Genomic DNA, 19730 nt, shown 5'->3' on the forward strand with positions numbered 1-19730 from the left:
TGAGGCGAGCGCAGTCAACCAGGCTCACCCTTGCCGGATACACACCCGAATCCCGAAAATACTCACCGTCGGAAATTGTCGGGTCCTGTAAAAGCTCATCTACGAGGTGCCCCTTGGGTTGATGGGACCCGTCCGTGCGACGCGTCCGCACGAGATACGGGCACCCGATGGAAAAGCTGTGACGTATGAGCGCAGCACCAGACGCGCCGGCGTGCCTGTCGCACAGGTGCAAAACTCTTCGTGACGCAGATACGATGACGCGCGCAGCCCATGCGCTCATGCGACCGCATCGCATGATGCTGATGCGCGATCGTGAACGAATGCCGATCGAAGTGCTCACCTTGTGCTGCAGATGTCGTCTCTGCCCGCAAATGTCATCTCCCAGAAGTGGCGACCAACCGTGCCGAACAGGTAACCATGCAAGCGGCCACCGGTTACCCGATCGTTCGCACCGTATCGGGCCGACGTGTAGCGGAACGGGCCAGACTCGGCCCGGAATGAATCGTGGTCATTTATGGGAGGAGCCGTCGTTCGCGCGGCCGCAAATCGCAGCATGGCGCACAGGTCCGCGATTCCGTCGCATGTTCCGCTCATGAGGCGACGATCGCGTTGCGGGAGCAGCAAATTCCACGGATGAAACAGGCGGCGTCGTATGCGTGCGCGATGCGCCGAAACGGATCTCATCCTCATCGGCAACTTGCATCGTATCGACGGAACAATCCGCTTCGTCACATGTTTGCAGCGGTCGCGCACGTCGCGTGATCCGCGAGCGCGAGGCATGGCCGTGATCCCCGCGAAACGAGGATCCGGCGGGAACGCGGGAGACGTGACGATGCGACGTTTCCCATACGTGTATCCCCAAGAATGTGCGCACGATAGCGCCACATTTTTTGCAACGCGGTTATGATGCAAAGGCCCTGATCGCGAGATGAAGACCGGCCAGGGGCAGGGGCGGTATCTCGATGTACTTTCACTCCGTGACCAATCAGAAAAGAGAGTTCAGCGATGCGAATCCAGATCAAAAAACTGACGCTGGCTGCTACGGCAGCGGCGTTCCTCTTCGGCTCGGCTGCTCCGGTGTTCGCGCAGACCGACGCCAGCGCACCGGCCGCATCCGCCGCTTCGGATGCGAAAGCTGCGAAGCGTGAAGCACGCAAGGCAGCACGGGCAAAACGCAAAGCCGAACACAAGGCAGCGCGCGCGAAGAACAACGCCGAACTGAAGAAGCTCGAAGACGCGGGTTACAAACCGGCGGCCAACGATCCGAACTACCCGCAGAACCTGCAGAACGCTGAGAAGAAGGCGGGCGAAGCCGCGGGCGCCAGCCAATAAGCGTCCCTCGCGAGAAAAGCCCCGGCTCGAGCCGGGGTTTGTCGTTTGTGCTGTGGAAACGCGATGCGCGTCCGGGCACCCATGCGGGTATCACCTCCGCATCAAATAATTCGGTATCCTTTGTTTTTCGATGAGGTGGAAACCACCTCGATGCGGTGACTCTTCCTGCTCTGTCCGTCCTGTTCAGACTAGTAGTAATCCTACGGAATGCAAAAACCGTTGGATGAACGACGAGGCGAAAGACGTTCATGCACGAGCAATACGCGGCGTCGCAATGGCGCCCGAAACCCGCACCGACCGAGCGATCGTCGCCGTCAGGACCTGGTCAGCGCCGCGCGTTCGCTGCCGCCGCATTCCCCGTCACTTTCAGCCAGTCCTTGAACGCCCGCACGGCTTCGTCCTCCGCGCGCGCGGCCGCCACATAAGTGAAGTAGCGCCACGGCGGCAGTGCCGGTTCGCTGAACGGCTGCACCAGCCGGCCTTCGGCGATGTCGTCCGCGACGAGCGCGATCGGCCCCATCGCGACGCCGAGACCGTCGAGCGCGCCTTGCAGCGTCAGATAGAAATGCTCGAGCGTGAGCGAATGCCGCGGCACCAGATTCGCGTGCCCCGCTGCCGCGAGCCACTCGGGCCACATGCCGGGATAGGTCGCCGCATGCAGCAGCGTGAAGCCCGAGAGATCGGCCGGCGTACGCAACGGCCTGCCCTCGAGCAGCTTCGGCGCGCATACGGGCAGCCTGACTTCGGACAGGAATTCCTCGGCGACATAGCCGTCGATTGCCTGCGGGCCGCCGCGGACGATCAGGTCGACCTTGTCGCGCAACTTCTCGATCGGCTCGTTCGATGTCGACAGCCGCACTTCGACGGCCGGATGGGCGACCTGGAATGACGACAGCTTCGGCACGAGCCAGCGCAGCGAAAACGTCGCGGGCGCGCTGACGCGCAGCACGCGCTGCTGCCCCTGGCCGAAATGCTGCGCGGTGGCCAGCGCAATCCGGTCGAACGATGCACCGACCTCGGCGAGGTACGCGCGACCGGCATCGGTCAGGTCGACCCGCCGGTTGTGCCGCTCGAACAGCGGCCGGCCAAGCCATGCCTCCAGTTGCTGGACATGCCGGCTGATCGCGCCATGCGTCACGCACAGCTCGTCGGCGGCGAGCGTGAAACTGCCGTGCCGGGCCGCGGCTTCGAACGCGCGCAGCGAATTCAACGGAGGGAGTCGTCGGGCCATTCATCGTTTCGCATGAGTTTTACTCACGCGAATGCTCAGATTTAATCGTTTGATCGGGCGATCATGCTTCGCCAATATGGCACACAAACGGCCGATGCGGCCGGAATATGTGTCTGAATTTCTCACATGGAGTGCGGAGCATGCCGAACGTGGTGGTGGTGGGCGCCCAATGGGGTGACGAAGGCAAGGGGCGCGTCGTGGACTGGCTGGCGGCGCAGGCCGATCTCGTCGCACGGTACAACGGCGGCCACAACGCGGGCCATACGCTGGTCGTCGGCGACAAGACGTACAAGCTCGCGCTGTTGCCGAGCGGCATCGTGCGCGGCAAGCGCGGCGTGATCGGCAACGGCGTGGCGCTCGATCCGGAGGCGCTGCTGGCGGAGATCGGGCGGATGGCCGAGCTCGGGCTGTCGGTGACGCCGGACAATCTGTCGATCGCGGAGAACGCCACGCTGGTCCTGCCGATTCACCGTGCGATCGACCAGGCGCAGGAGCGTCTGCGTCGCGAGCCCATCGGCACCACGCTGCGCGGGATCGGGCCGGCCTACGAGGACAAGGTGGGGCGCCGCGGGCTGCGGGTTGCCGATCTGGCGGAGCCGGACCGGCTTGCCGGCAAGCTCGACGTGCTGGTCGATCACCACAATGCATGGTTCCGCGGCCTGGGGCTCGAGCCGTGCTCGCGCGACGCGATGGTTGCAATGCTGGTCGACATCGCACCGAAGATCCTGCCGTTCGTGCGTCCCGTGTGGGCCGACCTCAACGACGCGAACGAGCGCGGCGAGCGCATCCTGTTCGAGGGCTCGCAGGCCGTGATGCTCGACATCGACTGGGGCACGTATCCGTTCGTGACGTCGTCGGGCACCGTTGCATCGGCCGCGGCGGCCGGCACCGGCCTCGGCGCGTCGAAACTCGGTCACGTGCTGGGCGTGACCAAGGCGTACGCGACGCGCGTCGGCGGCGGCCCTTTCCTCACCGAACTGAACGACGCCACCGGCGAAACGCTGCGCGCACGCGGACAGGAATTCGGCGTCAACACGGGCCGGCCGCGCCGCTGCGGATGGCTCGATGCCGCGCAGTTGCGGCAGGCCGTCCGGATCTCGGGTATCGATTCGCTCGCGCTCACCAAGCTCGACGTGCTCGACGGCTTTGCGTCGATCGAGCTGTGTGTCGGCTACGAACTCGACGGCGCACGCGTCGACCATCTGCCCGCGAGCCTCGATGCGCAGGCGCGCGCAACGCCCGTCTATGAAACGTTCGCCGGGTGGGACGGAACCGTGAAGGGCGTGCGCGAGCGTGCGGCGCTGCCGCGTGCCGCACATGATTTCATCGCACGCGTCGAGGCGGTCGCGGGCGCGCCTGTATCGATGATCACGACCGGCGCCGAGCGCGACGACACGATCGTGCTGAGCAATCCTTTCGACCCGGCCTGAGCGCGACGCGGCACGCGCAATGCGTGCCCGGCAGGCCGCCGCCATGCGGCCTGCATCGCTCCGGTGCCGGTCGTCCTGCGGCGTGGGTTGTCGCGTGAACGACGGCCTGCCGCCGCGGCGCGCGGCAAACTGGACACGCCCGCACCGCTGCGGTACTGTTCCGCACGATTCGCGCCAGACCGGCCCGTGCCGGGGCGGGCGCCGCAGCGAAGCGATTTCAATCCCGGGGACATGTCGATGGACACGTTACAGATGATGCGCATTTTCGTCCGGGTGGCGGAGGAGGGCAGCTTCACGAGTGCGGCCCAGCGCCTGGACATCACCACCGCCTACGCATCGCGTTCGGTCGCGCAACTCGAAACGCACCTGCGCACCCGTCTGCTCAACCGGAGCACGCGCCGCATCGCGTTGACCGATGCCGGACAGCGCTATCTCGACCGATGCCAGCGCATCCTCGGCTATATCGACGAAGCGGAAGCCGAGGCGGCCGATGCGCAGGCGAAGCCGTCGGGGCGCCTGCATGTGCACGCGACGACCAGTTTCGGCCAGGCCTACCTGGTGCCCGCAGTGGTGCGATACCGGCAGCGCTATCCGTCGGTGGCCGTCGAGCTCACGCTGTCGCAGCACGTGCCCGACATCATCGACGAAGGCTACGACGTGTCGCTGCAACTGAGCGCGACGGAGTTGCCCGACTCGGGGCTGGTGTCGCAGCGGCTTGGCGATGTGCACAGCGTGCTGTGCGCGTCGCCGGCGTACCTGAAGGAACGCGGGACGCCGCGCACCGTGCGCGATCTCGAAGCGCATGCGTGCCTGCAGATCGTCACGCCGATCTTTCCGCGCGACCGCTGGCATCTCGATGGCCCCGACGGTCGCGAGACGTTCGAACTGCCGCTGGCGGATTTCCAGGTCAACATTGCCGACGCGCTCGGCGCCGCGTTGCGCGCCGGCCTCGGGATCGGTTCGTTGCCGATGTCGACCGCGGTGCCCGCACTGGCGAGCGGTGCGCTGGTTCGCGTGTTGCCCGAGTACCGACTGCAGAAACTGACGGTCTACGCGCTGTACGCGTCGCGCCAGTACCTCGACGCGAAGATCCGTACCTTCGTCGATTTCCTGCGCGAATGCGTGCCTGAAATGCTGTCCGCCGACGAGGCTGCGCTGCGCGGTTCCTGCGAGTCCTGAGCGAAGGCGGACGACGTGTGCCGGATCGCATGATGCGGCACACGCATCGTCCTTGAATCCAGGTTCGGCTGCGCAAGATACTTTGCATACCTAAATTGATGATGAGAAAGACGCAGCACGACTTCACCGACCGGCTGCATCGCTCGATGCGCGCCGTTATGGAAACCCTGCTTTCGATATCGGAGATCGTCGGTTCGGTGTGAAGCGTCGACCGCCTGGCATCGATGCGACCCGTGCCCGCGCGTTCACGCGACCGTTTGCATGTCGCGCACCGGCGACTCGCAACCCGCTCCTCCGTTTCCGCCCCGTCGAGCACAGGCTTCCATGGCTGACCGACTATCCACACCCCGTCGCCAGCTGATCGAGGCCGGTCTGGTGATCGCGGCAGGCGCCACCGCCGCTCGCGTAACGCAATCCTTGCCGCATACGACAACGCCACGGATGCAAGTCCGTGGCGTTTTGCTTGACGTGCATCGCTGCACGGCAGCGGCGGGTGCCTGCTGCGGTATTACTGCTGCTTGTCCCAGAGCGTGCGCCCGAAGAACGTGAGCGTGCGATCCCACGCGATCTGCGACCACACCGGATCGAACTGCGTGCCGCCGATGCGGCCGGGGCCGACGGCCGTTTCGTTCGCGAACGCGTGATGCGCGAGATAGCGGTGGAATTCGATGTCGACCTTTGCATCGGTCAGCTTCTTCTCCAGCGCATCGACCTGGTCGATCGCGAAGAACGCATCCTGCGTACTCCAGTGACCCATCAGCGGCACCTTGATCTTCGACGGGTCGAGGTAGTCGAGCGGAGGGAAGCCGTACCACGTGACGCCGGCGTCCGCCTCGGCGAACTGCAGCGACAGCAGCGTGAGCGCGCCACCCATGCAGAAGCCGGTGACCGCCACGCGCGACGCGTGCGTCTTCAGGTATTGCACCGCGCCGGGAATGTCCTGCGACGCGGCGTCGCCGAAATCGAGGCCCGTCATCAGGTGGTGCGCTTCTTCCTCCTCGACCGTCGACTTGCCGCGATACAGGTCGGGCACGAGCGCGAAGTAGCCGCAACGCGCGAGGCGATCGGCGACGCCGCGGATCTGGTCATTCAGGCCCCACCACTCCTGGATGACGACGACCGCGGGTGCGCCTTCGGTCTTTTCCGGCGTGGCGAGGTAGCCCTGCAGTTCCTGGCCGTCCGGACGGCGAAACGTGATCATGGAACCGGATGTTTGAGACATGAAACCGCTCCTTTTCGAAAAATGCGATGAGTGCGGCATCGGGTCGGCCAGCGAGTGCGGTATGCCCGGTGAGTCGAGGCCCCGCTCGCGTTCGCTTCGGCCGGCGCCGACCACGCGGCCATTCTATGCGCAAACGCCGGCGGTCTGCGTGAACGGCGCGATGCGGCGGCCGATCCGCGCTCGCGCATCGATCGGGCGTCGTGCGGCGCGCATGTCGCGTGCGCCGAAAACACAACACCCCGCCCCGATGGACGGGAGCGGGGTGTTGCGTCGGCAGCGGGCGTATCGCGGAATGCGTCGCGTGCGGCAGTCTTACTGACCGAAATAGACCGAGTCGCGAGCGTTCTGCTTGACCGCAATCGCGCGGCCGGCACGCACGCCGGCGGCGGCCTGTGCGCCGTAACCCGTCGTGTCGCCGTTCGTCACGCGCGCCTGCGCGGTCTGCAGCGCATTCGGGTAGTGGACATCGGAGACTTCCGGCTTGTATCCGGCCTGTTCGAGCTGGACGAGCTCTGCGCGGACCTGGGCACGCGTCAGTTGGTCCGACGGGTTCGACTGAGCGAATGCGCCAAACGATGCGGACAGGGCGCTGGCCGCGGCGACTGCGTAGATGAACGACTTCATGATGACCTCCGGTTTTCGTAGATTTCGCGCTTCGCTTGTTGCGTTGAGCGGTTGATTTGCATCGTAGCGATCGCGATACCGGTCGGAAATAGGCGTTCCAGCGAATAATTATTGCAACTGGGTAAACGATTCGCGGGAAAAACGGGTTTTGTTGGACGATTGTTGGCGTGCCTGACGGCGGTCACGGGTTGCGGTGGGGCATGATCGTCGCGGCGGCGGTGAGTCGAGCATGGCATGTCGACGCAAGAACGACGGGCCGGCGCGCTACAGGACAGGAGCGTATGGCGACCGAACGCCGACCTTGGCCGATAGAAAACTCAATTGAATCGGATAACGAAGTATTGATGGTGGACACGGAAAGCCGCACGCCCCATCGCGTTGAAATCGAGACCAGCCTTCCTTCGCGCATCGACGGGGAATGCCCGTGCCGTCTCGTCGCGCGTACCACATCACGCGTCCACGATCGCCTGCCGTTTCCGGTATTCGGCAGGCGTGATCCCGACATGCCGCGCGAACGACCGTCTGAGCGTATCGACATTCGCGAAGCCGCATTTCGCGGCGACCTGCTTCGGCGTGTCGTGTCCGTTTTCGAGCAACTGGCGAGCCGCCGCGACGCGGGTCGCTTCGACCCACGCGGCCGGCGTCATGCCGACCTCCGCGCGAAAGAGCCGTGCGAAGTGGCGCGGGCTCATGCCCGCATGCTTCGCGAGTTCCGCCACCGAGTGCTCGAGTTCCGGATGGCTGGCGATCCAGCGCTGGACTTCCTGCAGCACCGAACGCCCCGCCGGGCGCGCCGCGCCGCTGCGGCTGAACTGGAGCTGCCCGCCCGGGCGCTTGAAGAACATGACGAGTTGCGCGGCGACGCGCCGCGCGATTTCCCGGCCGAGATCCTCCTCGACCAGCGCGAGCGCGAGATCGAGGCCGGCCGTGACGCCGGCACCGGTGCGCAGCTTGCCGTCGTGTACGTACAGCGCGTCCGCTTCGACGGTGAGCGACGGATAGGCGGCGGCGAGCGCATCGGCCGCGGCCCAGTGCGTCGTCAGGCGTCGTCCTTTCAGCAGGCCGGTCGCCGCGAGGATGAATGCGCCGGTGCAGATCGAGCCATACCGTTTGCTTTGCACGGCGGCCGATCGAAGCCACGCGAGCACGTCGGTGCGCAGCGCGATCCGGCCGGCACCTGGTGCACCGGCAACGAGCAGCGTATCGATGCGATCGGGAATGTCGGGAGCGATCCAGTCGGCCAGCAATTGCGCGCCCGATGACGTGCGGATCGGGCCGGACTCGCTCGCAATGATCCGCAGCGTATAGAACGGTTTGCCGCTTTCGGCGTTTGCCTGTGCGAATACGTCGAGCGGCGCGGAGACGTCGAGCAGTTGTACGCCTGGTACCGCGAAAATACCCACGACCTTCGGCATGTTCGGTTGCGTGATGTGTCGATGTGTCGAATGTGACGCGTAGCAGTATAGACGCGCGGTGCGATGCGACGGGCGGGGCATCGGCGCATTACGCAGGTGCGATTCGATGGTTCCGGCAGTGGCGGCCGTCGATCGAGCAAAATGGCAGGATTTGGCGTAATACGCCGATTGATGCCAAACGACGGTCTCCGCAGAATGAATGCTGTCTTCCAAGGAGATCGATCATGACTGTGAACGTCGCCGGCATCACCCTTCCCGATAGCCAACTCGGGCGCGAGATCACCGAACTCGTACGGGATACCGAGTCCGAGCTGCTGTTTCATCACTCCAGCCGCGTGTACTACTTCGGTGCGCTCGCGGGCCAGCGCCGCGGGCTGAGCTACGATCCCGAACTGCTCTATTGCGGCTGCATGTTCCATGACATGGGGCTCACGCATCGACACAGCAGCGCGTGTGAGCGATTCGAAGTGGACGGCGCCAATGCCGCCCGCGATTTCCTGAAGAGCAGGGGCATTTCGCAGCAGGACATCGACCTCGTGTGGACCGCGATTGCACTGCACACCACCCCCGGCATTCCGCAGCACATGCATCCGGTCGTCGCGCTCGTCACAGCCGGTGTCGAGATGGACGTGCTGGGCCTCACGTATCCGGAGTACAGCGACGTCGAGCGAGAAGCCGTCGTCCGCGCGCATCCGCGCACGCCGCGTTTCAAGGAAGACATCATCCAGGCATTCTACGACGGCATCCGGCACAAGCCGGACACGACGTTCGGCAACGTGAAGGCCGATGTGCTGGCCGACAAGGATCCGCATTTCCATGCAGGCAATTTCTGCCGTGTGATCCGAGCGTCGGCGTGGGCCGGTTGATCGGTGTCGGTGGCGGGCGGGGCGGGGGGAAGGCAACCGGTGCGACGCATGTCGAATTCGGTGGCCGGACGTGGCGGGCTCCGTTTCGTCGATGGAATATTCATTAGAAAAGTTGTTACGTGACAACTTCATGACGTCAGTCAGCGACTTCATATACGTGAATTTCACGATCCCGCTCCAGACGCGCATCTCCGGCCGCGCGTGCCGGGGCGGCGAGCGGGAAGCCCCGTTTCGCCGACACCCGCAACTGCCCGCCGTCGACCGGTCGTCGACCGCCTGACGACCGAATCCGCCCGTCTTCGGCAAAACGCCTATAATGGTTGGGCAAATTGCCGGAGAAGAGTCATGAGCACGATCGCGTTTCACCCTTCGGGCGTCGCGCACCCGCGCCAGGCCGAGTTCACGATCCTCGAGCAACTGCTCGCGATTCGCGTGCGCTCGGGCGCCGATCTCGCGGAGCTGGCGAGCGCGCGCGTCGACGTCGCGGTGATCGACCGGCTGTCGGAGCGCGGCCTGAAGTCGGACGAACTCGCCTTCATCATCCCGCGGCGCACGCTGAGCCATCGCCGCCAGGCGCACGAGCGGCTGTCGCAGGAGGAGTCCGACAAGGCGATCCGGCTGGCGCGCATCGTCGCGCAGGCGACGGCCACGTTCGGCGACCAGGACAAGGCGATGGCGTGGCTGCGCAACGGGCTCCAGCGCTTCGGCGGACGCACGTCGCTCGACATGGCGAGTACCGAGCATGGCGCGCGGCTCGTCGAGGAAGCCCTCACGCAGATCGACGAGGGGTACTTCGCTTGACGACGCTGTGGCGCATCAGCAATTACGCGGACCTGAAAGGCATCGGCGGATTGCGGGCCGGCGGGCGCTGGCATTTTGCCGGGCAGCCTGTCGTCTATCTCGCCGAGCATCCGGCGCTCGCGCTGCTCGAGACGCTCGTTCACTTCGAAATCGCCACCGTTGCGCAATTGCCGAGCGGCTACCAGCTGCTTCGGGTCGAGGTGCCTGAATCGGTGGATGTTGCCGAGATCGCGGAGGGCGATGCGCCGGCCGACTGGCGAGAGGACGTCGACTGGACCCGCAGCGCCGGCACCGAGTGGCTGCACACGCAGCCGAGCGCCTTGTTGCGCGTACCGAGCGTCGTCGTGCCGCACGCGCACAACTTCCTGTTGAATCCGCTGCACCCTGCCGCATCCGGGATCCGCATCGCCGAAGTCATGCAGTCGCCGTACGACAGCCGGATTCTGCGGCTGATCCAGTCGCACAAGAGCGACTAGGGCTGATTGCGCATTGTCGCGCGGCACCGCGCCGATCAGCGCTCGCCTGCGGCTCCGGTCTGCCGGTCGCGGCGGGCAGGGCGCTGCACGTCACCGATGCGGAACATGAACGCGGCACACGGCAGCAACGATCGATGAACAGAACGGCCACGCATCGTGGCAAGGGGGCGCCGTGACGAACGCGCATCTGCTCGAAATGGACGCCATCCTGTCGGGCCCGGGTTTTTTCGATTTTCTCGGCAACGTCGATTGCGATCGCGCGCTGGCCAGCCGCGAGGCGGAGCCGTTCGACGCCGGCTGGATGGCGGCATTCGACGCAATCGACGGCAATCCGGGCGCCGTGCTGGACAAGCCGGCCGTGGATGCCCTGAGGGAAAAGGCGTTCAGGCTCGCGTTCCGGGCATCGGGGAATGCCGACATCGCGGCGTGCGTGTCGGACGACATCGAGCTGATCGCGCGAAGCCGGTTGTCGGGCCGCACCGACGGCTGGCCGTCACGCGTTCTTTGGGATGCCTACAGGAACGGCCGGTTTCCCTGCTAGCCGATGCGGCGTACCGGATGCGCCGATGCATGCGATCGGACGATGCCAATCACGTGCCTGCCGAAATGATTGTCAAACAGTGTGAGTCAATCGTCAGCATTTGCAACGGAAGTAACAGTCCCCGCAATTCGATGGTTTCGGGCGTGGGTGCGGCTACATTGGCTCCACCTGCCGCACGTCGCGGTGAGGCATGCGACAAGCCGCACGAAGGCGGCCCGCAGCAACAACGTCTTTGGGGAGAATGACCATGAACAAGATTCGCACGATTCTGCTTGGCGCCGCGCTGACGGCAATCGCATCGGCCGCTTTCGCACAAACGGCCCAGACGGGCGCAGAAGGCTCCGCCGGCGTCGGTGCACAAGTCCAGACGCCGCTGCTCGGCGGCGGCGTGGGCGTGCAGGCGGGTGCAGGCGCGAATGCCGCGGGCTCGGGTTCGGGCGCAGGCAACCTGGTCGGCGGTGCGCTGAACGGCGTGGGCAAGACGGTCGGCGGCGTCGGCTCGGCAGCGGGCAACGCGGTTGGCGGTGCGACGCAGGCGGTCGGTTCGGCTGCAGGCGCGGCGAAGGATGCCGCGGCATCGGCCGTGCACACGACGAAGTCGCACGTGAAGCACGTTGCATCCTCGGCAAAGAGCCACGCGCAAGGCGCGGTGTCGACGGCGGGTGATGTCGCAGGCGGCGCGAAGGCGAAGGCCGGCGAAGCGCTCGAGGGTGCGGCGAACTCGGTGCAGGGCGGCGCATCGGTCGGCGTGAAGGGTTCGGCGTCGGCACAAGGCGGCGCGCTGTAAGCGATACGCTTTCAGCCAAGGCCCGGCCCGCTTCGATGCGGGCCGGGCTTTTTTTGTTGGCGCGAGCCGCGCATCGTGGCTGCGTCCGTGTGCCGCGAACCGGAACCGGCGTGCCGCGCACCCTCTGCCCATTGCCTGCCCGCCATGCTTAAATAGCGGGGCTCCCGGTCGCCGGTCGCGCTTGCGCGGCACCGGTCGATGCAGGCAAGCATGTCCGATCGGCAGCGTGACGACAGACGACTCCAAAGCGCCGCCCCGGCCCGCCCGGCGTGGTCCGATAACATTCCGAGGCATCACGGCCATGACCATCCCGTTCCGTCTTCTCGCGCTTGCTTGCGTGCCGCGGCTCGCGGCTTGCGCGTCACCACCCATGCCGCGCTGCGAGTGACGCGTGCGGGATGAGCACGGTGGGCGCGAGGCCGGACGAATTCGCGGCGCCCGCTTTCAGGTACCATCCCGACCCGCTGGCGACGGGCGGCACGATCGGTGCGAACGAGCGCCGCCACTCGCGACGGCGCACCCGGCGGCGGTCCGGCTTGCGACCAGCGGCCGCGCGCCGTTCGACGGCGCACAATGCCGGTCGACATCGCCCTTTCGTCATGAACCAGAGGAATCTTCGTGAAGTTCATCCACGCCGCAGACATTCACCTTGACAGCCCGCTGCACGGCCTGAGCGCGTATCCGGATGCGCCGGCCGCGCAGTTGCGCAACGCGTCGCGCGAAGCGCTGCGGCAGCTCGTGGATCGTGCGATCGAAGAGGAAGTCGCGTTCCTCGTGATCGCCGGCGACCTGTACGACGGCGACTGGAAGGACCACAACACCGGCATTTTCTTCGGCCAGCAAATGGGCCGCCTGCGCAAGGCCGGCATTCGCGCATTCGTGCTCGGCGGCAATCACGATGCCGAAAGCGAGATGACGAAGAAGCTGACCTTGCCCGATAACGTCACCGTGTTCGGCCACCGCAAGCCGGAAACCTTCAAGCTGCCGGAATTCGACGTGGCGCTGCACGGGCAGAGCTTCAAGGACAAGGCCGTCGTCGACAATCTCGCGATCGGCTATCCGGATCCCGTGCCGGGCCATTACAACATCGGCGTGCTGCACACCGCGCTCGAAGGCTATGCGGCGCATGCGAACTATGCGCCGTGCTCGCTGGCGGAATTGCATGCGAAAGGCTACGACTACTGGGCGCTCGGCCACGTGCACGAATTCCAGCATTGGCCGGGGCCGTCGACCGTCGTATTTCCCGGCAACCTGCAGGGGCGCCATATCCGCGAGACGGGCCGCCGCGGCGCGGTGGTGGTGACGGTCGAGCAGGGACGCACGCACGTCGAGCGCTTGTACCTCGACGTGCTGCGCTGGGAAGCGTTGTCGGTCGACGCGTCCGATTGCCTGACGGTCGCCGACCTGTCGAGAAAGATCGGCCAGTCGCTGGAGACGCTGTTGAGCGTCGATGGCCACGTGCCGCGCGCGGTGCGCGTGACGGTCACGGGCCGCACGCCCGCGCACGGTCTCTTCTTCGGCCGTGCGCCGCAATTGCGTGCGGAGGTGCTGAACCAGATCGGCATCATCGGCAACGAACGGCTGTGGCTGGAGAAGGTCCGGCTCGCGACGTCCGCGCCCGAGCAGCCGCACGGCGAGAGCGAGCAACTCGAGGCGCTGGAGGATCTGAAACAGATCCTGGCCGACGCCGCACACGATCCGGATTTTCTCGCGCTGCTCGAACGCGACCTGAAGCCGTTCGTCGGCAAGGTGCGCAGCGACGTGAAGGAAGAGGTGCCGCTGCTGACGATGGCGCGCGCCGGCGAACTCACGGCGCTGGTCGAGCAGGTCGGTCCCGCGTTGCTCGCGCGGCTGGCGAGGGGGGAATAAGCGATGCGCATCAGCCAGCTCGACCTGATCAAGTACGGCAAGTTCACCGACGAGACGCTGCGCTTTCCGTCGGCCGGCCAGGATTTCCACGTGATCGTGGGGCCGAACGAGGCCGGCAAGTCGACGATCCGGACGGCCGTGTCGGAACTGCTGTTCGGGATGAAACTGCAGACGCCGCTCGACTTCCTGCATGCGACGCCGGAACTGCGGATCGGCGGCGTGCTGGAGGGCGGCGCCGGCGCGCTCGCCTTTCATCGCGCCCGCGGGCGCAGTCCGTTGCGCACGCCCGCCGACGACAAGCTGCCGGACGACTATCTCGACGCCATCCTCGACGGCGCGACGCGCGAGTTCTTCGAGCAGATGTTCGGGCTCGACCACGGGCGGCTCGTCGACGGCGGCCGGAGCATTCTCGATGCGTCCGACAAGCTCGGCCAGGTGCTGTTCGAATCGGCGGCGGGTGTCGGCACGCTCGGCCCTGTGCGCGAGGAACTCGACGCGCGCGCGGCCGAGCTGTGGGCACCGCGGCGCAGCGGCAGCGCATTCGCGCAGGCCGAGACTTCGTACAACGAAGCGGTTGGCGAACTGAAGGCGGTCCAGGTGCGCACGCGCGACTGGGTCGATCGCAAGGAGGCGCGCGACGCGGTCGAGCAGGAGATCGAGCAGGCGCGCGTGGAACAGCGTCGCCTCGAAGCGCTGCGCTCGAAGCTCGAGCGCGTGCGGCGGCTAGCGCCGTACCTGAAGGAACTGACGATCAAGGAAGCGGCGCTGGCCGAACTGGGGGCCGTCGTCGAGCTGCCGCCGACCGCGTATGCCGACTTGCTGAAAGCGCAAGGCGATCTCGCGGCCGAACAGAAGGTGCTCGAGGAACGGCGTGCGGACCTGCTCGCGAAACGGCAGGCACGTGATGCAATCGATCCGGATGCCGACGCGCTGGCGCTCGAAGCCGATATCGAAGCGCTCGACCGGCTGCGCGGCGCATGCATGAATCATGCACAGGATCTGCTGTTGCTCGGCGCGGACGTCGAGCGGCATCTGTCCGCCGCGGGTTCGGCCGCCGCGCAGCTCGGCTGGCCGACCGACGAGACGTCGCTGCGCGCGGCCCTGCCGACCGCGCTGTCGCTGAAGACGGTCGCGAACCTGCTGCGCGACCACGGCGCGCTGCATCAGGCGCTGGCCGGCGCGCGCGAGTCGCTCGACGAGCGCACGCAGGAACTCGCGCAGGCACGGGAACAACTGGCGCGCCTGTCGACCGTCGATGTGCCTGAAGCGCTTCGTGCGGCGCTCGCCGATGCGCAGGGCTTTCGCAATAGCGCGCAGCGTGAACAGGCACTCGAACGCGACATCGCGGCTGCCGAGCGCACGCTGTCCGACGCGCTCGATGCGCTCGGCCAGTGGCGCAAGCCGGTCGACGCGCTGCGTGCGCTCGACGTGCCGTCGGCGGCGCGGCTCGGTGTGCTGCTGACCGAAGCGAGCGAGCGCGCGAGCGCGGCCGCCGCCGCACGCGATGCACGGGACGGCGCGCAGGAAGAACACGAGCGGCTCGAACTGCAGGAGAAGCATTTCGCTCAGACCCACAAGGTCGTCACGACCGCCGAGGTGCTGGCGGCGCGCTCTCGCCGCGATGGCGCCTGGGGCGACGTTCGCAGCGGCGCGGTGGATCTCGCAACCGGCGCGCCGGCCGTCGACGATGCGATTCGCCTTGCCGACGAACTCGTCGATGCGCAGCTCGGCGCCACGCAAGCGGCGGCGACACTGCAATCGCTGCGTCAGCAGGTCGAATCCGCGCACGTCGTGTTGACGCGCCGGCAGGCGACCGTGGACGAGCGCGAACGCGAGCTGGCGGCACATCGCGACGCGTGGGCCGAACTGGCGACGACGGCCGGCGTGCCCGGCATGCCGCTGGCGGCGATGGGCGACTGGCTCGCGAAGCGCGACACGGTGTTTGCCGCGCAGCTCGAGCTCGACCGCCTGCGCCGCGAATTGGCGACGATCCGCGATGCACGCGCCGGCGCGGAAGCCGCGTTGCGTTCGGCGCTGCGCATGGTATCGCGCGGCGGCGACGCCGACGGCCTGACGGTACTCATCGCGATCGCCGGGACGTTCGTGCAGTCGGCGGAGAAGACGCTCGCGCAAAAGGACAGCCTGGAGGACCGCGCGCGCGAAGCCGAACGCGGATGCGCGACGGCTCGTTCGCGCGCCGACCAGGCCCAGACCGCCTACGATGCGTGGCACGCGCAATGGCGCGACGCGCTTGCCGACGCGAAGCTGTCCGCACATGCGGTGACGCTGGCTGCCGCGGAAGGTGCGCTCGCGCTCGCGAATACGGTGACCGCCGAACTGGCCGACACCGATGCGCCGCGCAACCGGATGACCGCGATCCGTGCGGAGCTGGCCGCGCTCGAGGCCGGCGCACGGCGGCTGGCCGAAGCGCTCGAGCCCGCGTGGCTGGCGACCGGCGACTGGCTGGACGTTGCGCGCCGGTTGACGATGCGCGTTGCGGCCGCACGGGAAACCGCGCGTGCGATCGGTCGTGCCGACGACGCGGTGCGGCAGGCCGACGGCAAGGTCGCCGATGCCGCCGCCGCGGTGGCGGGCGCGGATGCACGCATTCAGCCGTTGCTGCAACTGGCCGGCGTCGCATCGATCGACGCGGCGCTGCCACTGGCCGAGCAATCGGATCGGCAGCGCCAGCTTCGACAGGCCGTCGATGCCGCGAAGGAGGCGCTGGTGCGCGACGGCGACGGCTTGTCCCAGCCGGCCGTCGAGGCCGAGGTCGCTGAACAGGACATCGCCGACGTGCCCGCGCATCTCGAAGCGGTGAAGCAGTCGCTGGGCGACGTCGGCGCGCGCCTGAACGCGCTCGCGCAGCAGCAGGTCGTGGCCCGGCAGGCATTCGGCGCGATCGACGGCCAGGCGAACGCGGCCGTGGCCGAAGCAAAGCGGCAGGAAGCGCTCGCGGCGATGGGCGATGCAGCGGAACAGTATCTGGAAGCGGCGACCGCGAGTCGCTTGCTGAAGTGGGCGACCGATCGTTATCGCGACCAGAAGCAGGGGCCGATGCTGCGCCGGGCGGGCGAGATTTTCGCGGGACTCACGCTGGGCGAATTCGCGCGACTGACCGTCGACACCGAACGGACGCCGCCCGCGCTGTATGCGCGGCGCACGAAGGGCGCGTCGGTCGAGGTCGCCGGCCTGAGCGAAGGGACGCGCGACCAGTTGTTCCTCGCGCTGCGGATCGCGGCGCTCGAACTGCAGCTCGCCAGCAGGACCGGGCTGCCGTTCGTTGCCGACGACCTGTTCATCAACTTCGACGATGCACGTGCGAAGGCGGGGCTCGAGGCGCTGCGCGATCTGTCGACGCGAACCCAGGTGCTGTTCCTGACGCACCACGATCATCTGCTGCCGCTCGTGCGAGGCGTGTTCGGCGCGCAGGTCAACGTGGTCGCGCTGCAGCGCGAGGCAGCCGGCGCATGACGCCGGGTGGCCCGATGTCCCGATACGTGGGAATGGTCATCGCGTACAGGTAGTATGTGCGGTTCCGAAACGCACGCGACCGGTTCTGCCGGTCACGGGTCCGGCCACACGAGGGATCGACATGAACAAGCTGGTAGCTGCCATTGCGTTCGCGGCGGACAAGCATCGCAATCAGCGGCGCAAGGACGACGAGGCGTCGCCATACATCAATCATCCGATTGCGCTGGCCGCTGTGCTGGCCAACGAAGCCGGCATCGAGGACGAGCGCGTGATCGTCGCCGCGGTGTTGCACGACACGATCGAGGACACGGAGACCACCGAGCAGGAACTGCTGCGGCTGTTCGGCAAGGACGTCGCGGACATCGTGATGGAAGTCACCGACGACAAGTCGTTGCCGAAGGACGAGCGCAAGCGCCTGTAGGTCGAGCATGCGGCGACGATCAGCCGCCGCGCGAAGCTCGTGAAGCTCGCGGACAAGATCTGCAACCTGCGCGACATCGCCCGGCATCCGCCCGCGGACTGGCCGCTCGAGCGCAAGCAGGCGTACTTCGACTGGGCGAAGTCGGTCGTCGACCGGATGCGCGGCGTACATCCGGGCCTGGAAGGGATCTTCGACGCCGCGTACGACGCGCGGCCGGCCGACTGACGCGCGGCCATGCGGGCGGCCCGATCCCGATCCGCCGAGCGGTCACTGCCTGCGGTGGCGGGCGTCGACGTGGGCGGCGACAGGAAGCAGTGCGACCTCGTGATCCTGCGCGGCTCGACGATCGTCCGGCGCGAGGCGCGGATCGCGCCGGAAGCGCTGCCTTCGCTGTGTATCGAGCATGACGTGGTGGCAGTCGGCGTCGACGCGCCGAGCCTGTGGTGGACCGGAAGCGGGCGCCGGGCGGCCGAGCAGGCGCTCGCGCGTGAACGGATCTCATGTTTCCCGACGCCGTCGCGCGAGCAGGCCGTGGCCAGCACGTCGGGCTTTTTCGACTGGATGTTCATGGGGGAGCGCGTCTACCGCGCGCTGGCCGGCGCGTATCCGCTGCTGACCGACGCACGGTATGCCGGCGGGCGCGTGAGCTTCGAGACTTATCCGTACGCGATTACCTGCGCGATGCTCGGCAAGGCGATTGCGTCGGCGAAGCAGAAACGCAACCAGCGGCGGCAATTGCTCGCGCAACTCGGAATCGACGTGTCGACGCTGCGATCGGTCGATGCGCGGGACGCCACGCTGTGTGCATTGACCGCGCAATACGTGATCGGCGGCAGCGCGCACGCGTATGGCGATGCGGAGGGCGGGTATATCCGTGTACCGGTCGTCGGCGAGACGATCGTTCTCGATACGCTCCAGTCACGGGCCGCAGCTCGCTGATACCCGTGAACCCGTGGCAGCGGGGTGAGCTTTTTCGGGACGCACATCGGACTGTCGACGCCACGGTGTCGAGCAGGGACAGCCGGTCGGCATGTGCGGACCAGGTGGCGTGCGCATCGACATAGGCAGTCGACGCACCGTATGCCTCACGGCCGTGATGCTCAGTCTTCGAGAATGGACTTCGGTACGCTGGAGAGATCGCAGGCATCGGCCTGCTCGAAGTAGCCTTGCGCATCGTCGATCATCACGACCGCGACGTCGATCAGTTCGTCGAGCCGCTGCAGCAGCGATTCGCGCCACTCGATGTCCTCGTCGCGCTCGGGCGTCTTGTCGAGCTGCTCGATGATCGAGTCGGCGGTCTGCAGGAACGGGATCGCCTGTTGATAGTTTTCGATCGAGACCATGGCTGCGTTGCGCGCGCCGACGAGCCGTTCACGATGCTCGTCCGCCAGTTCGGACTCGCCGCTGATGCGCGGCAGGACATCCGAGATGCGTTGCAGGAGCGGCGGGACCTGTTCTTCGAGCATGACGGCGCGCTCGCGCAGCGCGGCGTATTCATCGCGGAGATCGGCGTCGCCGGATTGTGTGGTGCTGTCCATCGTCGGTGTGAGTGCGTTGTTCGATCGCGGCATGATACTCGACGGCGTGCGCCCCTTCGTTTGTTCCGCAGCAGGATGACGAGAGCGCGACGCCAATACGGAGCGCGGTGGAACAGAGGATGTCGTCGACCGCCTATATATAGGAGGAAAGAAGGCGGCGCTCCTGATCCGTGGTGGACTTCTCGCGTTGCTGTATGTGTTGAGCGTGACACCCCAAGCCCCGAGCGCGGCAGCGCACGGGGCTTTTTCAAAATATTTTCACAAAAGGGTTGCGGAGACCGGGGCAGGTGCTTAGAATCACGCCTCTTTCGCGCTAACGGAAACGCGGCGCGGGAGAAGAAGGGAAGGGAAGCGGTGCTGTCGGGCGGGTCGTAGCGGCCTCGGCGGTGCAGGAAGTTGAACCCCAGTCGTCGCAACGAAGCAGTTAAAAAGTTGTTGACGAACTGAAAAAGACGGTTCATAATCTCGCTTCTCTGCTGCTGAAAACGCAGCGCTGCTGAGAAAACCTCCGGGTCCTCGCAGAA

General features: G+C 66.5%; 16 protein-coding genes and 1 pseudogene. 12 read left to right on the forward strand and 5 right to left on the reverse strand.

Annotated elements, in window-relative coordinates; genetic code table 11:
- Positions 1-1005 precede the first annotated feature (1005 nt).
- Entirely contained in the window at positions 1006-1332 is a 327-nt protein-coding gene (locus NQV17_RS19045) for a hypothetical protein (protein ID WP_044848822.1), read from the forward strand.
- Positions 1333-1657: 325 nt separating this feature from the next.
- Here the strand turns inward: NQV17_RS19045 and gcvA are convergent, their stop codons facing one another.
- Positions 1658-2563, reverse strand: coding sequence for a transcriptional regulator GcvA (gene gcvA / locus NQV17_RS19050; RefSeq protein ID WP_257773449.1), 906 nt, complete (start codon positions 2561-2563; stop codon positions 1658-1660).
- A 140-nt stretch (positions 2564-2703) separates the two neighbouring features.
- On the opposite strand from gcvA, the gene NQV17_RS19055 reads away from it, so the two are divergent.
- Complete coding sequence (locus NQV17_RS19055; protein ID WP_257773450.1) at positions 2704-3993, forward strand: adenylosuccinate synthase; 1290 nt, start codon at positions 2704-2706, stop codon at positions 3991-3993.
- 237 nt (positions 3994-4230) lie between these two features.
- The gene (locus NQV17_RS19060) at positions 4231-5172 is read left to right on the forward strand and encodes a LysR family transcriptional regulator (RefSeq protein ID WP_044848839.1); all 942 of its coding nucleotides are present in this window, start codon (positions 4231-4233) and stop codon (positions 5170-5172) included.
- A 508-nt stretch (positions 5173-5680) separates the two neighbouring features.
- Here NQV17_RS19060 and NQV17_RS19065 read toward each other — a convergent pair.
- From NQV17_RS19065 to NQV17_RS19075, 3 genes are all read right to left on the reverse strand, one after another.
- On the reverse strand, positions 5681-6394 hold the full coding sequence (locus NQV17_RS19065; RefSeq protein ID WP_257773451.1) for a dienelactone hydrolase family protein: 714 nt from the start codon (positions 6392-6394) through the stop codon (positions 5681-5683).
- A gap of 312 nt (positions 6395-6706) precedes the next feature.
- The gene (locus NQV17_RS19070; RefSeq protein ID WP_124646588.1) at positions 6707-7018 is read right to left on the reverse strand and encodes a DUF4148 domain-containing protein; all 312 of its coding nucleotides are present in this window, start codon (positions 7016-7018) and stop codon (positions 6707-6709) included.
- Positions 7019-7467: 449 nt separating this feature from the next.
- Entirely contained in the window at positions 7468-8433 is a 966-nt protein-coding gene (locus NQV17_RS19075) for a GlxA family transcriptional regulator (protein WP_257773452.1), read from the reverse strand.
- A 224-nt stretch (positions 8434-8657) separates the two neighbouring features.
- On the opposite strand from NQV17_RS19075, the gene NQV17_RS19080 reads away from it, so the two are divergent.
- From NQV17_RS19080 to NQV17_RS19120, 9 genes and pseudogenes are all read left to right on the forward strand, one after another.
- A complete protein-coding gene (locus NQV17_RS19080; protein WP_257773453.1) occupies positions 8658-9299 on the forward strand; it encodes an HD domain-containing protein in 642 nt (213 codons plus the stop codon).
- A 345-nt stretch (positions 9300-9644) separates the two neighbouring features.
- Positions 9645-10100, forward strand: a complete 456-nt coding sequence (locus NQV17_RS19085; RefSeq protein WP_044848829.1) for an antitoxin Xre/MbcA/ParS toxin-binding domain-containing protein — start codon at positions 9645-9647, stop codon at positions 10098-10100.
- On the forward strand, positions 10097-10576 hold the full coding sequence (locus tag NQV17_RS19090; protein WP_257773454.1) for an RES family NAD+ phosphorylase: 480 nt from the start codon (positions 10097-10099) through the stop codon (positions 10574-10576). Before NQV17_RS19085 ends, NQV17_RS19090 begins: the two co-directional genes overlap by 4 nt.
- Before the next feature lie 172 nt (positions 10577-10748).
- Complete coding sequence (locus tag NQV17_RS19095; protein WP_257773455.1) at positions 10749-11117, forward strand: hypothetical protein; 369 nt, start codon at positions 10749-10751, stop codon at positions 11115-11117.
- 247 nt (positions 11118-11364) lie between these two features.
- Positions 11365-11904 carry a hypothetical protein gene (locus tag NQV17_RS19100; RefSeq protein ID WP_257773456.1) on the forward strand — a complete coding sequence of 180 codons (540 nt, stop codon included), beginning with the start codon at positions 11365-11367 and terminating at the stop codon, positions 11902-11904.
- 618 nt (positions 11905-12522) lie between these two features.
- Positions 12523-13773 carry a DNA repair exonuclease gene (locus tag NQV17_RS19105; protein WP_257773457.1) on the forward strand — a complete coding sequence of 417 codons (1251 nt, stop codon included), beginning with the start codon at positions 12523-12525 and terminating at the stop codon, positions 13771-13773.
- A gap of 3 nt (positions 13774-13776) precedes the next feature.
- Positions 13777-17247 (forward strand): YhaN family protein, encoded by a 3471-nt coding sequence (locus NQV17_RS19110; protein WP_257773458.1) that lies wholly within the window; start codon positions 13777-13779, stop codon positions 17245-17247.
- A gap of 121 nt (positions 17248-17368) precedes the next feature.
- Positions 17369-17893: pseudogene (locus NQV17_RS19115) on the forward strand (HD domain-containing protein).
- A gap of 9 nt (positions 17894-17902) precedes the next feature.
- Positions 17903-18607 (forward strand): DUF429 domain-containing protein, encoded by a 705-nt coding sequence (locus NQV17_RS19120; protein WP_257773459.1) that lies wholly within the window; start codon positions 17903-17905, stop codon positions 18605-18607.
- 161 nt (positions 18608-18768) lie between these two features.
- On the opposite strand, the gene NQV17_RS19125 is transcribed toward NQV17_RS19120, so the two are convergent.
- On the reverse strand, positions 18769-19239 hold the full coding sequence (locus NQV17_RS19125) for an ATPase (protein ID WP_124489723.1): 471 nt from the start codon (positions 19237-19239) through the stop codon (positions 18769-18771).
- Between the last annotated feature and the right edge of the window lie 491 nt (positions 19240-19730).

Origin of the sequence: Burkholderia sp. SCN-KJ (assembly GCF_024656005.1) — a bacterium.
Taxonomy (GTDB): Bacteria; Pseudomonadota; Gammaproteobacteria; order Burkholderiales; family Burkholderiaceae; genus Burkholderia.

What these genes read in the sequence shown, in the direction of transcription:
- NQV17_RS19045 (WP_044848822.1), top strand. Translation starts at nt 1,006, where the DNA reads ATGCGAATCCAGATCAAAAAACTGACGCTGGCTGCTACGGCAGCGGCG.
- gcvA (WP_257773449.1), bottom strand. Translation starts at nt 2,563, where the DNA reads ATGGCCCGACGACTCCCTCCGTTGAATTCGCTGCGCGCGTTCGAAGCC.
- NQV17_RS19055 (WP_257773450.1), top strand. Translation starts at nt 2,704, where the DNA reads ATGCCGAACGTGGTGGTGGTGGGCGCCCAATGGGGTGACGAAGGCAAG.
- NQV17_RS19060 (WP_044848839.1), top strand. Translation starts at nt 4,231, where the DNA reads ATGGACACGTTACAGATGATGCGCATTTTCGTCCGGGTGGCGGAGGAG.
- NQV17_RS19065 (WP_257773451.1), bottom strand. Translation starts at nt 6,394, where the DNA reads ATGTCTCAAACATCCGGTTCCATGATCACGTTTCGCCGTCCGGACGGC.
- NQV17_RS19070 (WP_124646588.1), bottom strand. Translation starts at nt 7,018, where the DNA reads ATGAAGTCGTTCATCTACGCAGTCGCCGCGGCCAGCGCCCTGTCCGCA.
- NQV17_RS19075 (WP_257773452.1), bottom strand. Translation starts at nt 8,433, where the DNA reads ATGCCGAAGGTCGTGGGTATTTTCGCGGTACCAGGCGTACAACTGCTC.
- NQV17_RS19080 (WP_257773453.1), top strand. Translation starts at nt 8,658, where the DNA reads ATGACTGTGAACGTCGCCGGCATCACCCTTCCCGATAGCCAACTCGGG.
- NQV17_RS19085 (WP_044848829.1), top strand. Translation starts at nt 9,645, where the DNA reads ATGAGCACGATCGCGTTTCACCCTTCGGGCGTCGCGCACCCGCGCCAG.
- NQV17_RS19100 (WP_257773456.1), top strand. Translation starts at nt 11,365, where the DNA reads ATGAACAAGATTCGCACGATTCTGCTTGGCGCCGCGCTGACGGCAATC.
- NQV17_RS19110 (WP_257773458.1), top strand. Translation starts at nt 13,777, where the DNA reads ATGCGCATCAGCCAGCTCGACCTGATCAAGTACGGCAAGTTCACCGAC.
- NQV17_RS19120 (WP_257773459.1), top strand. Translation starts at nt 17,903, where the DNA reads ATGCGGGCGGCCCGATCCCGATCCGCCGAGCGGTCACTGCCTGCGGTG.
- NQV17_RS19125 (WP_124489723.1), bottom strand. Translation starts at nt 19,239, where the DNA reads ATGCCGCGATCGAACAACGCACTCACACCGACGATGGACAGCACCACA.